Here is a 13,967-nt window from a genome sequence, read left to right as displayed (position 1 = left end):
CGTCATGAAAATCCGGCAGTTGCCGCAGTGCATCAATTGTGCTTAAGTCGGATGCATCCTGTGTCAAATCGTCGGCGAGCCTCGTGCCCGCCTTGGTTTCTGCGCCTTTCACTCGGACCCCCTCCCGATGGAAAGTTTCCAATGTAACGATTCGCGCCGGCAACGGCCTGGCCTCCACGATGCGCGCGACGAGCGCGACAGCTGCGGTTTCGGGCTGATCGCGCACCTCGACGACACGCCCGACCACTCGCTGGTCGAGCAGGCGCTCAACGCACTCGCACGCATGGAGCATCGCGGCGGCATCGCTGCCGACGGACTCAGCGGCGACGGCTGCGGCCTGCTGATGAAAACGCCCGATGCCTTCCTGCGCGCGCTCGCCGCCGAATCCGGCATCGCGCTCGGACAGCGCTACGCCTCCGGCCTGGTGTTCATGCCGCACGATCCCGACGCCATCGCGCGCGTGCATGCGGTGTTCGCGAAGACGATGCGCGAGAACGGCCTGGCCGTCTCCGGCTGGCGCACGGTGCCGATCGACGACAGCGTCTGCGGCGCACTGGCGAAGTCGACGATGCCGGCGATCGAGCAGGTCTTCGTCGTGCCCGTGCTGGACGTGGAAGGCGCGCGGATGTCGCGCGAGGCCTTCGCACAGGCCCTGTACCTGGCGCGCAGGCGCGCCGAGCAGCGACTGCGCGACGTGCCTGGACTGCATGTGGTCAGTCTGTCGGCCAGCAGCATCGGTTATAAGGGCATGGTGCTGCCGCAATACCTGTCGCGGCTGTATCCCGATCTGCAGCGACCGGAACTGGCGAGCAGCGTGGTGGTGTTCCACCAGCGGTTCTCGACCAACACCAGCCCGCGCTGGCCTCTGGCGCAGCCGTTCCGCATGCTCGCGCACAACGGCGAGATCAACACGATTTCAGGCAACCGCGTGTGGGCGCAGGCGCGCGCGCACGTGTGGCGCACCGAGGCGCTCGATCCGTCCGAATTCGATCATCCGATCGAGATCGACGGCTCGGATTCGATGAGCCTCGACTCGATGCTCGAACTGCTGCAGGCCGGCGGCATGGACCTGCTCAAGGCGCTGCGCGTGGTGATCCCGCCGGCGACGCAGTCGCTGGAATACAAGGACGCCGACCTGCTCGCGTTCTACGAGTACTACGCGATCAACAGCGAGCCGTGGGACGGCCCGGCGGGCATCGTCGCGTTCGACGGCCGCTATGCCGCCTGCACCACCGACCGCAACGGCCTGCGCCCGGCACGCTGGCAGCTGAGCGACCAGCGCGTGTTCATGGTCGCCTCCGAAACCGGCGTGTGGGACGTCGACGACGCGCGCATCCTCGCCAAGGGCAAGCTCGGTCCGGGCCAGATGATCGCCGCGGACCTCGACACCGGCCGCCTGCTCGACACCGACGCGATCGACGCCATCAACCGCGCGCGCGCGCCGTACAAGCAGTGGCTGAAGCAGGGCATGACCTACCTGCACAGCGAACTGATCGATCCGAATCTGACCGCCGAGCCCTTCGACGGCAGCACGCTCGCAGGCTTCCAGAAACTGTTCCAGCTGACCCGCGAGGAACGCGAGCAGATCCTGCGCCCGCTTGCCGAGACCGAGCAGGAAGCGGTGGGTTCGATGGGCGATGACGTGCCGATGGCGGCGCTGTCGGCGCAGGTGCGCCCGCTCTACGATCGCTTCCGCCAGGCCTTCGCGCAGGTGACGAATCCGCCGATGGATTCGCTGCGCGAGGACTGCGTGATGTCGCTGGGCACGCAGATCGGCGAGGAAGGCAACATCTTCGTCGACGGCCCGGAACAGGTGCGGCACGTGATGCTCAACTCGCCGGTGCTGTCGCAGCGCAAGCAGCGCCAGCTGCTGACGATGCCGCAGTTCCGCGACTCGCATCGCTACATCGACCTGAACTACACGCCGACCGAAGGCCTGCGCGCCGCGCTCCTGCGCCTGTGCCGCGAAGCCGAGACCGCTGCGCGCGATGGCATCGAACTGCTGATCGTCACCGACCGCAGGCCGCGTCGCGGCGAGCTGCTCGTGCATGCGCTGCTGGCGACCGGCGCGATCCATCGCCACCTGGTGCGCACCGGCCTGCGCTGCAAGTCGAACCTGATCATCGAGACAGGCACCGCGCGCGATCCGCACCACGTCGCCTGCCTGATCGGCTTCGGTGCGACGGCGGTGTATCCCTACCTCGCCTACCAGACCCTGCACGACCTCGGCGAGCGCGGCATCCTCAAGACCAAGCACGGCGAAGTCGCGCAGATCGGCCGCAGCTACCGGCGCGGCATCAAGAAGGGCCTGTTGAAGATCATCTCGAAGATGGGCATCAGCACGATCGGCAGCTATCGCGGCGCGCAGCTGTTCGAGATCGTCGGCCTCGACCGCGAGGTCGTCGACCTGTGCTTCGCCGGCACGCCCTCGCGGATCGGCGGCGCCACCTTCGAGCAGCTGCAGCGCGAGACCGAATACATCGCCGCGCGCGCCTGGGACAACAACGCGCTGCCGGAGATCGGCGGCCTGCTGCAGTACACGCCGACCGGCGAATACCACCAGTACAACCCCGATGTGGTCACCACGCTGCAGCGCGCCGTGCGCAGCGGTCGACGCGAGGACTGGGACGCGTACGCGAACGCGGTGAACGGCCGGCCGCCGGCCGCGCTGCGCGACCTGCTCGCGCTCGACACCGCGAAGACGCAGCCGATCCCGCTCGACGAAGTCGAACCGGTATCGAGCATCGTCCGCCGCTTCGACAGCGCGGCGATGAGCCTCGGCGCGCTGTCGCCCGAGGCGCACGAGGCGCTGGCGATTGCGATGAACCGTCTCGGCGGGCGCAGCAATTCCGGCGAAGGCGGCGAAGACCCGGCGCGCTACGGCACTGACAAGGTGTCGAAGATCAAACAGGTCGCGTCCGGCCGCTTCGGCGTGACGCCCGAATACCTGGTCAGCGCGGAAGTGCTGCAGATCAAGGTCGCGCAGGGCGCCAAGCCCGGCGAAGGCGGCCAGCTGCCCGGCCACAAGGTCAACGCGCTGATCGCGAAGCTGCGCTATGCACGACCGGGCATCGGCCTGATCTCGCCACCGCCGCACCACGACATCTATTCGATCGAGGACCTCGCGCAGCTGATCTTCGACCTGCGCCAGATCAATCCCGAGGCGCTGATCTCGGTGAAGCTGGTCGCGCACGCGGGCGTCGGCACGATCGCAAGTGGTGTCGCCAAGGCCGGCGCCGACCTCATCACCATCTCCGGCCACGACGGCGGCACCGGCGCCAGCCCGATCTCCTCGATCCGCTATGCCGGCACGCCCTGGGAACTGGGCCTGTCGGAAGCACGCCAGTCGCTGATGGCCAACGGCCTGCGCGAACGCGTGATCGTGCAGGCCGACGGCGGCATGAAGACCGGCCTGGACGTGATCAAGGCCGCGCTGCTCGGCGCGGAATCGTTCGGCTTCGGCACCGCGCCGATGATCGCGCTGGGCTGCAAGTACCTGCGCATCTGCCACCTCAACAACTGCGCAACCGGCGTGGCGACGCAGGACGACAAGCTGCGCGAGGACCATTTCACCGGCCTGCCCGAGCGCGTGGAGAATTTCTTCCGCGGCATCGCCGAGGAAGTGCGCGGCTATCTCGCCCAGCTCGGCGCGCGCACGCTCGATGACGTGGTCGGTCGCACCGACCTGCTGCTGCAGACCGAAGGCACGCTGCCGCAGCATCGCCTGATCGACCTGTCGCCGCTGCTGTCGCAGGACGGCCTGACCGGCCCCGCGCGCTGCAGCGTGCGCGGGGCCTCGGCGCCGCCGGAAGGCCTGGCGGCAACGCTCGATGCGGACCTGGCAGAAGTCATCGCGCACAAGCGCGGCGGCAGCTTCCGCTACGCCATCCGCAACACCGATCGCAGCATCGGCGCGCGCCTCTCGGGCCGCATCGCCCGCGCGCACGGCAACCACGGCATGGGTGATGCCCCCATCGACCTGCATTTCGACGGCAGCGCGGGCCAGAGCTTCGGCGCCTTCCTCGCCGGCGGCCTGCGCCTCGAACTGGAAGGCGAAGCGAACGACTACGTCGGCAAGGGCATGGCGGACGGACGCATCGTCATCCGTCCACCGCAGGGCGCGCGCTACGTCGCGCACGAGTCGGCGATCCTCGGCAACACCTGCCTCTACGGCGCCACCGGCGGCGAACTGTACGCCGCCGGCCGCGCCGGCGAGCGCTTCGCGGTGCGCAACTCCGGCGCGCTGGCGATCGTCGAGGGCGCGGGCGACCACTGCTGCGAGTACATGACCGGCGGCATTGTCGTGGTGCTCGGCCGTACCGGCCTGAACTTCGGCGCCGGCTTCACCGGCGGCATGGCCTACGTGCTCGACCGCGACCGCGATTTCGTCGATCGCTACAACCACGAACTGATCGACATCCTGCGCATCAACTCGGAAGGCTTCGAGCACCACCGCTCGCACCTGCTCGACCTGCTCGAACACCACCAGCGCCTCACCGGCAGCGTCCACGCCCAGAACCTCATCGACAACTTCCGCGATTTCCTCGGCAAATTCTGGCTGGTGAAACCGAAGGCGGTGAGCATCGAATCGTTGGGCGAAACTCTGAGACGGGCTGCGTAATGAGCAAGAAAACACCACAGGCGTTCCTGCAATCGCAACGACAGATGCCCGAGCGCGTCGCACTGGAGCTACGCCGCCAGGGCGACTGGCATGAGCTGTACGGCCGCTTCGAGGAAGCCGAGGCGAAGAAGCAGGCGTCGCGCTGCCTCGACTGCGGCAACCCCTACTGCAGCTGGGGCTGCCCGCTGCACAACTTCATTCCGCAGTGGCTCGAACTCGCGCGCGAAGGCCGCGTGCACGAGGCAGCGGCGCTGTGCCACGAGACCAATCCCCTGCCGGAAATCTGCGGCCGCGTCTGCCCGCAGGACCGACTCTGCGAAGGCAGCTGCACGCTCAACGACGGTTTCGGTGCGGTCACCATCGGCGCGGTCGAGAAATACATCGTCGACAAGGCGCTGGCCGAGGGCTGGCGCCCCGACACCACCACCGCGCCGGCCACCGGCAAGCGCGTGGCCGTGGTCGGCGCGGGCCCGGCCGGCCTCGCGTGCGCGGATCGCCTCGCGCGCGCGGGCGTGCAAGCCGTGGTGTTCGATCGCTACGAACAAGTCGGCGGCCTGCTGCAGTTCGGCATTCCGAGTTTCAAGCTGGAGAAGTCGGTGATCGCCGACCGCCGCGCGGTGCTCGAAGGCATGGGCGTGGAATTCCGCCTCGGCGTGGAAATCGGCCGCGACGTGTCGATGGACGCACTGCTCGGCGAATTCGACGCGGTGTTCCTCGGCCTGGGCAGCTATCGCTACACCGATGGCAAGCTGCCAGGCCAGCAATTGCGCAACGTGCTGCCCGCGCTGCCCTTCCTCGTGCAGAACGGACGCATCGTGGTCGGCACCGACGACACCACCGGCCGGCCGATCGCGGGCTGGGAAGACCAGGTCGACCTGCCCGACCTGCGCGGCAAGCGCGTGGTCGTGCTCGGCGGTGGCGACACCGGCATGGACTGCGTGCGCAGCGCGATCCGCCTCGGTGCCGCGCAGGTCAGCTGCGTCTACCGCCGCGACGAAGCGAGCATGCCCGGCTCCGCGCGCGAAGTCGCCAACGCGCGCGAGGAAGGCGTGCAGTTCCTGTTCCAGCGCGCGCCACTCGAATTGATCGACAACGGCGAAGGCGACGTCCGCGCCGTGCGCGTGGCCGAAACCCGACTCGGCGAACCCGACGCGCGCGGCCGCCGTCGCCCCGAACAGGTGCCCGGCAGCGAAGTCGAACTCGACGCCGACATCGTGATCATCGCCTTCGGCTTCCAGCCCGATCCACCGGCCTGGCTCGCCGAACACGGCATCGCGCTGCACGATGACGGCCGGATCCGCATCACGCCCCCGCCACCGCCGCATCACCACATCGCCCAGACGAACGGCGCGACCGCGATCCTTCCCTACCAGACCGCGAATCCGAAGATCTTCGCCGGCGGCGACGGCGTGCGCGGCGCGGACCTGGTGGTCACAGCGGTGAAGGAAGGCCGCGACGCAGCGGCGAGCATCGTGCGCTGCCTGCTGCCGGGCTGAGGCTTCGCCGCATCGCCGAAGTCGATATGCCGCCGGAACGACACGGGCACCGGCCCGTGCCGTTCGCGCAGCATCAGAAGGTGAGGCTCCAGCTGTTCAGACGGCCGGAATCCTGCTGGTCGACGTCGCTGACGCGCAACCGCCAGGTGCCGTTGAGCGGTTCGCTGGACAGGTTCAGCTGATAGCTCTGGATGACGTTGTCGGCACTGTCGCTGCCGGACGATGCCTTGACCGGGTACACGGTGCCATCCGGCGCGATCAGGTCGATCACCACATCACCGCGATAGGTGTGCGAGATGTTCACCGACAACGTGGCGTTGCTAGGCGCGTTGCCGGTGCGACCGTTCACCACGATGCCGCTGGTGATGGTCGCGAGCGCCGGCAGGTCCTGACCCGTGGTGTTCGCATAGGTCTGCGTGCTGCCACCGGTGCCGGCGGTGAAGCTGCCGGTCAGGCTCGCACCGGAGAATGCCGCGTAGCCCTTGATCAGCACGTGATACGTCCCGGCCTGCGCGGTCGCGACGTTGATGGTTTCGCTGTTGGTGCCGCCATCGGACTTCTGGTCGAAGCCGCCGGTGGCCGAGGTCGGCGCACTGCCGAACTTGATGTACAGGTCGGCATCGCCGCTGCCACCACTGGTCAGGAAGCGGAGATTGGTCGCGCCTGCGGGCACCTGCAGCGTGTAACGCAGTTCGGCATCCTTGGCACCGGACAGGCCGGTCACGGCCACGCCGTTGCTCAACACGTTGCCCCCACCGCCGCCTCCGGTGGCGATGTTCACCAGCACGGCATTCGGCGCGCCTGCTTCACCAGAAGCATCGACGCCCTGGACGTAGATGAGGTGCCGACCCGGGCTGAGTCCCGTCGTGGAAATGCTCGCGGTGACTGTCTCGCGCGAAGTGCTGAAACTGCCGTCGCCGGCATTCATCGCGATGCCGCCGCTCGCGCCGGCTTCCCAGGGCGGCGTGTCGATGTAGGCGCGCGCCGAAGCGATGCGATGGGTAGGATCTGCGGTGCCGACGGTCTGCCCCCACAGGCCATCGTCAAGCACGGCGCTGATCGTGACGGTGGTACCGGCAGCGACAGTGATGGATCGGGCAGCAGACACAGAGGGCGCCGAGACGGTCAGGCTGGCGGTTTCCGGACCGGACGGATAGCGGTAGGGCCTGGTCAGGATGCGCGCGGTGTATTTCAGCGCGCTGAGGTTGTCGGGCAGGATGGTGCTCAGGAAGGAACTGCAGGGCTGGAAGAAAGTGCTGTCAGCGACCAGGCTCGATCCAAGCTCCCATGTGTAGCTCGGCACGCCAAGCTCGCCGTACATGGCGTCATCGGTCGCGCCTGCGGTCGGGTAGAGGTAGGCCGACTGATACGGCGAGTACTTGTTGTAGTAGCCCATCCGGCGACCGAGGCTCTGCAAGCCGGCGTGATTCGGCGCAGTGCTGTTCTGCACGTCGCCCCAGGGCCAAAGCACATCGCCACCGAAGGCGTGCAGGTCGATGTAGACGCCCTGGGTGTCCGCCGGCGCGGCGCTGGTCCTGTCGCTGGCACGCTTGTCTGCGAAGATCCCGCCCGCATAGCTTCCCGATGCGCCGCGCGTGCCGGCGATCAGGCGCATGATGTTCTGCGTCTCCTGCTCCGAGGCGGCCGAGGGCCCACGGTAGGTTTCGACGCAGGCGTTGCTGCTCGTCTGAGCGTTATCCAGTCCCCCCCATCCGAACGGGAAATTGCGGTTCAGATCGACGCCGGTCTGGCTGGCGGGGCAGGAGCCGTTGGTGTTGTTGATGTTCTTGCGCCACAAGGTGCCGTTCTCGGCGACCTTGCGGCCATCGGGATTGCCTTGCGGAATCAGGTAGAACACGTAGTTGTCGAGCAGCCAGGTCGCTTCGGCGTCGGTACCGTAGCCATTCACCAGCCACTCGCCGAAGCGCATGCTGAGCTCGGCTGGCGCATATTCCCGCGCGTGGATCGAAGACAGCAGCACCATCGCCGGCTTGTTCGTGCGGATCGCATCGGTGGCCGAGTTCGTCAGGCGAAGCACCTGCATCTCGTAGCCGTTGGTGCCGCCGGCACTCCATTTCTTCCAGGTCGGCCCGAGGTTCATGACCTGGGCGAGCGCGGGCTTGCTGACAGCCAGGGTCGCCATCGCGCTGTGCGTATCTTCCACGGTGCGATAGCAGGCGAAGTCGCTCAGCGCGCGTGCGCCGAAGCGGCCTGTACGCAGGGCCTGGCTCATGCTGCGCAGTCGACTCGTACCGGTGGGATCGATGTCCATACGCACGCCCATCCGGCGCAGATCGGACATGTCGTAGGCGTCGATCGGGACCCGGATGGTCCTCGCCTGCCTGTCGATGCGGGGATGCTGGAAGCGCCCGGCGATCCGCTGGAGTTCGGCCTGGTCGCGGTAGTGGATGATGACGTAGTACTCCTCGGCTGCAACCCTGGATGGGGTCGCGGTCGAGGACTGCGCGGGTGCGCTCGATGTCGGCAGCGTGCACAACAACAAGGCTGCCGGCAACGCGGCGACCAGCAGCGAACGAATTTTCATGGCGGTGTCCCTCGAAAGATCCTGCTTCAAGTAAGGGCCACATGCGTGTGGCCGTGCGCCGGGGGGGGGGGAGACGAGTGCCGTCGATGCGGCGCTTCGCAGGCGCTGTCGGGATGGCACCGGCGGCCGGCGCCATCCCGCCGTGATCAGAAGGAGATGCTCCAGCTGTTCAGACGGCCGGCATCCTCCTGGTAGACGTCGCTGACGCGCAGACGCCAGGTGCCGTTGAGCGGTTCGCTGGACAGGTTCAGCTGGTAGCTCTGCATGACGTTGTCGGCGCTGTCGTTCGAGGAAGCCTTCACCGGATACACGGTGCCATCCGGCGCGATCAGGTCGATGACCACGTCGCCGCGGTACGTATGCGAGATGTTCACCGACAGCGTGGCGTTGCTCGGTGCGTTGCCGCTTCGACCGGTCACCGGGATGTCGCTGGTGATGGTCGAGAGCGCTGGCAGATCCTGACCGACGTTGTTCGCATAGGTCTGCGCACCGCCACCGCCATTGCCGGCGGTGTAACTGCCGGTGAGGCCCAGGCCGGAGAAAGCGCTGTAGCCACGCACCAGAACGTGGTAGATACCGGCCTGCGCGATTGCGACGTTGATGGCTTCGCTGTTGGTGCCGCCATCGGATTTCTGGTCGAAGCCGCCAGTGGCCGACGTGGGCGCACTGCCGAACCTGATGAACAGGTCGGCATCGCCACTGCCGCCTGAGGTGGCGAAGCGCAGGTTGGTCGCGCCCGCCGGCACCTGCAGGGTGTAGCGCAGTTCCGTGCCTTGTGCGCCCGACAGATTCGTCACGGCCACGCCATTGCACAACACGCTGCCGCCGCAGGCCGGATTGCTGCCGCCGCTCACGGTCACCGCGCTGGTCTTGCTACCGGTCAGTCCGCCATTGTCGGTGACCGTCAACCTGACGCTGTAGGTGTTCGCAGCCCCGTACGTCTTGGTCGGATTGGCCATCGTCGAGGTCGTGCCGTCGCCGAACTCCCACACGCGCGAAGCGATGCTGCCATCGCTGTCGCTGGAAGTATCGGCGAACGTGGCGCTCAGGCCGCTGGTCACGGTCGTGAAGTTCGCGACCGGCGCGGCATTACCGCCAGCGGGCGGGATCAGCTCGACACCGGTACCATCGGCCTTCCGCCTGTACCTGGCGAAGAAATCCTTCCACAGATTGCGCGAATGCTCGTTGAGGTTGCCGTGCTCGACGCTCGCGGCGACCGAGCAGCGCGCTTCGAGCTTGCTGGTGGTGTTCGTGTAGACCGTGGTCGCGACGCGATTCGCACTGTCGAGCGCGGCGTAGCTGATGCTCGATGTCGAGGTCGCACCCAGCTTGGTCCGCACGGCGTTGACGAATGTGTTGGGGCAATCTCCGCCATCCAGGCTGCCGACGCCGTACCAGTACGGAATCGCCTGCCCGCTCACGCTGGAGGCCTCGGTGTACGCCCAGGAACCGGCGGCGGCGAGCACATCGCCGTTGCTCGCGACGAAGTCGGAGACGAAGTAGGACCCGTTCGAGAAACCGTGCATGTACACGCGGCGGGCGTCGACCGCGTACTGGGTGCCGTCCGCAGTGATGCCGTTGGCAGTGAAGCCGGTGATCAGCGTGCGATAACGCGCGAAGTTCGAGGAGCCCCACGAGAAGCCCGGCGCGGTCGGGGCATACACGATGAAGCCGAACTCGTCGGCGACGCGATTGAACTCGGTCTGGTCGAGGAAGTAGTTGCCGTTCGCGGTCACGCCATGGAACAGCATCACCACAGGCGCCGGGACACCGGGGTTGCTGCGCACGGAGGCCGGCACGTACACATAAGCGTCGCGGCTGCTGCCGCTGACGGTCTCGGTGATCCTGTAGAAGCCCGTGCTGCCGGCACGGACGCGCGCGCGGAGCGTGTAATTGCCCTGGACCGTCTTCCAGCGCGAGACCTTGGTGAACAGGTTGGCATGCACGAGGTTCGGCATGTCGGTCGTGCTGGCCACGTTGCTCATGCGGCGCACGAAATGCGACGTCGTGAAGTCGCGGTTCCAGGCCGAGGAGCCGGTGCGGTAGTAGCGCAGGTCGTTGGCGCTGGTGGTATCGCTGCCTTCGGAGCCGCCGCGTGCGTTCTCGGTGCGGACATGCGCGACGAAGTTGTCCATGCCGGTGCCGGTCGAATTGATCGTCAGCACCGCCAGCGGGCGCTGCGGCTTGGTCAGGCCGGTGAGGCTGGCCGACGAGGTCGCATCGATGAAGGCTGCGCCGGCGATGTTGTTCGGGTACTGCGCGGCATAGGCCGCCAGGGTGGTGCCGGCGGAACCGTAAGCAGCCATGTAACGCGAAGCGCCCTCAATGCCGCTGCTGGTCGAGCTGCTGTACAGCGAAGCGAGCGAGGAGACGTCGGCGCTCGCATCCCAGGCGGTGCCGCCATCCATCACCACGACCTTCGCCGCTTCGGCATTGGCCACGGCCTTCCAGCGGCTGCCTTCTGTCGACGAGAGGAAGCCGGAAGCGGTTTGTCCTTCAGGCGCCAGGACGATGTAGAGCGGCACGCCCTGGCCCGACGCGACCGTGTTTCCGATGTAGGAGACGGAGGCGGCGTTCGCGAACATCGGCAAGGCCAGCAACAGGCCAGCGGCCAATGCGAGCCGCCTGCACGGTACGTGGTCGGGTGCTGCATCCGTGCTGCCGGCAACGGCCGGCATGTGGAGAAGAAAAGTGGTCATGGCTTACCTGCAAGAGTGTGGTGGATGCCCTGCACCAGCCCGCGATGACGGGAGGCGCGCACGAATCGGACGGGTGCGCCGCAGACAGGCAGCCGGCGCCGCGCCGCGGCCTCTACGCCACAGCTCGGGGTCGGATCGATGCGCCCTCGCGTCGCCGCAGCCACGCGTCGTGCGTGTCGACAGTGCGAAGACACCCTCGCGCTTCGTGGCTGGGTCGCATGCTCGACCGCCACGGACCGGTCTTTCGTGATGAAAGACCGCTTTTTATGTCTTGTGAGATTCTTCTCAGCAGGCCAGCTGCACGGCGCTGCCGGCGACCGCCGCTGCGGCAGCTGGCTGGCGGCCCGGGCAGGCCACGCAGGATGTCGTCAGGCGACCGCCATCACCGCCGACTCCACGCCGGTACGCGCGATCCAGTCGAATGCATGCGCGAACGCGGTGCTCGCCGAGCAGGCCAGCGTGGAGATGGCGACGCGCAGCTTGCCGGTGCGCGTGAGCGGGATGTCGTCGGCGTAGTGGAAGTTCAAACGGGTCGACGGGCCGCAGACCTCGTGGAAGCGTTCGCGCAGGGTATCGAGCGCGGCGGGGTCGAAGCCCTCGCCGCGCACCAGCGAGACCTCGATGGCGTCGAGCCGGTGCTGCACGGCCTGGAAGCGCTGGATGCCGGGCGTGCCGAAGACGAGGTATTCGAGGTACTCGCCGACGAAGCGGCCTTCGGGCGTGCGCAGGGTGTCCATCCGGCGGCCGTCGACTCTGCCCAGCAGCGGCAGGCCGCGCCCGCAGGGGCAGTCCTGCGCGTGGGCGGTGGCGATGTCGCCATTGGCGTAGCGCATCAGCGGCATGCCGTAGTTGTGCAGGTCGGTGACCAGCACCTCGCGCGGGCCGGCGGCATCGCCCGGCGCCACTGGCTCGCCCAGCTCGACGTGCAGGTGGTCGGCGTTGACGTGCAGGCCGGGGCCATGACCGCATTCGGCGGCGATCAGCATCACCTCGCGACAGCCGTAGGTGTTGCGGACCGGCGCGCCGAACACGCGTTCGATCAGCAGGCGATGGTGCGGATAGAGCGGCTCGGCGGCGCAGAGGATCGCGCGAGGCGCATGCACGCGACGGCCGCGCGCCTCCAGCCACTTGGCCAGACGCACCAGCGGCGCGACGTAGGCGACGATCACCTCCGGACGATCGGCGTCGATCGCATCGGCATACCCGGCGAGGTTGGCCTCGCCCATGACATAGGCGTTGAGGTAGCGGCGATTGAACGCCGCGTGATGCAGGCGTTCCTTCCATCCCTGGCCGCCGGGATCCTGGCCCCACAGGAACAGCGCATGGACGCCGAGCGGCGCGCCTGCCCAAGCGTAACCGCGCAGCATCACCGCAGTGCGGCGTTCGTAGCTTTCGCGGGTGTAGCCGATGGTGACCGGCTCGCCGGTGGAGCCGCCGGTGGTCTTGTACAGGAGGCGATCGCGCCAGCCATCGGCCTTGAGCGCTTCGAAGTGCTCGCGGAGGTGACGCTTGGTGAGGATCGGCAGGCGCGCGTAGTCGTCGTGGTCGCGGATGTCGCCGGGGCCGGACACCCCGGCGCGCGCCCAGTGCGCGCGGTAGAACGGCACCTGGGTCCAGCAGTGGTCGACCAGCGCGCGCAGCTTGCGCCACTGCAGCTCGCGGATCTCGTCGGCCGACCGCCACTGGTCGCGCTCGTACTCGGTCAGGTAGCGCAGGGTGCCCCGGCCGCGCAGGCCGGACTCGTACAGTGGATACAGCACCCTGCGGAACAGCGGCCCATAGGCCCGGCGCAAGCGGTTCATGCCATGTGTCTCCAGCACCTGTCGGTCTCCTCGCAATCAGGACAACGACAAGCAGGCACCGTGCCAGCCACCGCGATCGCGGGCGAGCCCGGCGCTCAGCCGGCGCCGCGGACCCGGATCAGTTCGAGGAACTCGGCCCGGGTGCGGGCGTCTTCGCGGAAGGTCCCCAGCATCTTCGAGGTGACCATGCTCACGCCGCGCTTGTGGATGCCGCGCGTGGTCATGCACTCGTGCGCGGCCTCGATCACCACGCCCACGCCGCGCGGTTCCAGCGCTGTCTGGATGCAGCGGGCGATCTGCGCGGTCATGTTCTCCTGGACCTGGAAGCGGCGGGCGTAGGCCTCGACCACGCGGGCCAGCTTGCTGATGCCGACGACGCGGCCCTTCGGCAGGTAGCCGACATGGGCGCGGCCGATGATCGGCGCCATGTGGTGCTCGCAGTGGCTCTCGAACTCGATGTCGCGCAGCACGACAAGTTCGTCGTAGCCGCCGACTTCCTCGAAGGTGCGCTGCAGATACGCTTCCGGATCCATGGCATAGCCGCTGAACCAGTCGCCGTAGGCCTTGACCACCCGCTTCGGGGTGTCGATCAGGCCCTCGCGCGTCGGGTCGTCGCCGGACCAGCGCAGCAGGGTGCGCACGGCCTCCTCGGCCTGGGTACGGGTCACGCCGTGGCGTGCGTCGCCACCCGCAGCGGCGGCAGCCTCGGCAGGCGTGTCATGAGCGTGGTCGTCGGCGCACATCGTGAGGGAATCCAGCGTGGGGGTGGGCATGGTAGCGCGTTCCGTTCAGGGAGGGCCTTGA

At 67.8% G+C, this 13,967-nt stretch carries 6 protein-coding genes; 2 read left to right on the top strand and 4 right to left on the bottom strand.

The genetic code is table 11. The features are described from left to right. Positions 1-127 precede the first annotated feature (127 nt). Complete coding sequence (gltB, locus tag ACFQ0E_RS05040; RefSeq protein ID WP_386822588.1) at positions 128-4,621, top strand: glutamate synthase large subunit; 4,494 nt, start codon at positions 128-130, stop codon at positions 4,619-4,621. Continuing rightward, positions 4,621-6,117 carry an FAD-dependent oxidoreductase gene (locus ACFQ0E_RS05035; protein ID WP_386822587.1) on the top strand — a complete coding sequence of 499 codons (1,497 nt, stop codon included), beginning with the start codon at positions 4,621-4,623 and terminating at the stop codon, positions 6,115-6,117. Before gltB ends, ACFQ0E_RS05035 begins: the two co-directional genes overlap by 1 nt. 73 nt (positions 6,118-6,190) lie before the next feature. On the opposite strand, the gene ACFQ0E_RS05030 is transcribed toward ACFQ0E_RS05035, so the two are convergent. From ACFQ0E_RS05030 to folE, 4 genes are all read right to left on the bottom strand, one after another. After that, positions 6,191-8,662, bottom strand: coding sequence for a M14 family zinc carboxypeptidase (locus tag ACFQ0E_RS05030; RefSeq protein WP_386822586.1), 2,472 nt, complete (start codon positions 8,660-8,662; stop codon positions 6,191-6,193). Between the two features lie 146 nt (positions 8,663-8,808). Then, the gene (locus ACFQ0E_RS05025) at positions 8,809-11,361 is read right to left on the bottom strand and encodes a proprotein convertase P-domain-containing protein (protein ID WP_386822585.1); all 2,553 of its coding nucleotides are present in this window, start codon (positions 11,359-11,361) and stop codon (positions 8,809-8,811) included. 368 nt (positions 11,362-11,729) lie between these two features. Then, on the bottom strand, positions 11,730-13,163 hold the full coding sequence (locus ACFQ0E_RS05020) for a phenylacetate--CoA ligase family protein (protein WP_386822584.1): 1,434 nt from the start codon (positions 13,161-13,163) through the stop codon (positions 11,730-11,732). Between the two features lie 95 nt (positions 13,164-13,258). After that, positions 13,259-13,936: a GTP cyclohydrolase I FolE gene (folE, locus tag ACFQ0E_RS05015; RefSeq protein WP_386822583.1), complete on the bottom strand. Its 678-nt coding sequence runs from the start codon at positions 13,934-13,936 to the stop codon at positions 13,259-13,261. Between the last annotated feature and the right edge of the window lie 31 nt (positions 13,937-13,967).

This window comes from Lysobacter brunescens (assembly GCF_042677005.1).
GTDB lineage: Bacteria > Pseudomonadota > Gammaproteobacteria > Xanthomonadales > Xanthomonadaceae > Lysobacter_I > Lysobacter_I brunescens.
This window is presented reverse-complemented; position numbering and strand designations above follow the sequence as displayed.

What these genes read in the sequence shown, in the direction of transcription:
- gltB (WP_386822588.1), top strand. Translation starts at nt 128, where the DNA reads ATGGAAAGTTTCCAATGTAACGATTCGCGCCGGCAACGGCCTGGCCTC.
- ACFQ0E_RS05035 (WP_386822587.1), top strand. Translation starts at nt 4,621, where the DNA reads ATGAGCAAGAAAACACCACAGGCGTTCCTGCAATCGCAACGACAGATG.
- ACFQ0E_RS05025 (WP_386822585.1), bottom strand. Translation starts at nt 11,361, where the DNA reads ATGACCACTTTTCTTCTCCACATGCCGGCCGTTGCCGGCAGCACGGAT.
- ACFQ0E_RS05030 (WP_386822586.1), bottom strand. Translation starts at nt 8,662, where the DNA reads ATGAAAATTCGTTCGCTGCTGGTCGCCGCGTTGCCGGCAGCCTTGTTG.
- folE (WP_386822583.1), bottom strand. Translation starts at nt 13,936, where the DNA reads ATGCCCACCCCCACGCTGGATTCCCTCACGATGTGCGCCGACGACCAC.
- ACFQ0E_RS05020 (WP_386822584.1), bottom strand. Translation starts at nt 13,163, where the DNA reads ATGAACCGCTTGCGCCGGGCCTATGGGCCGCTGTTCCGCAGGGTGCTG.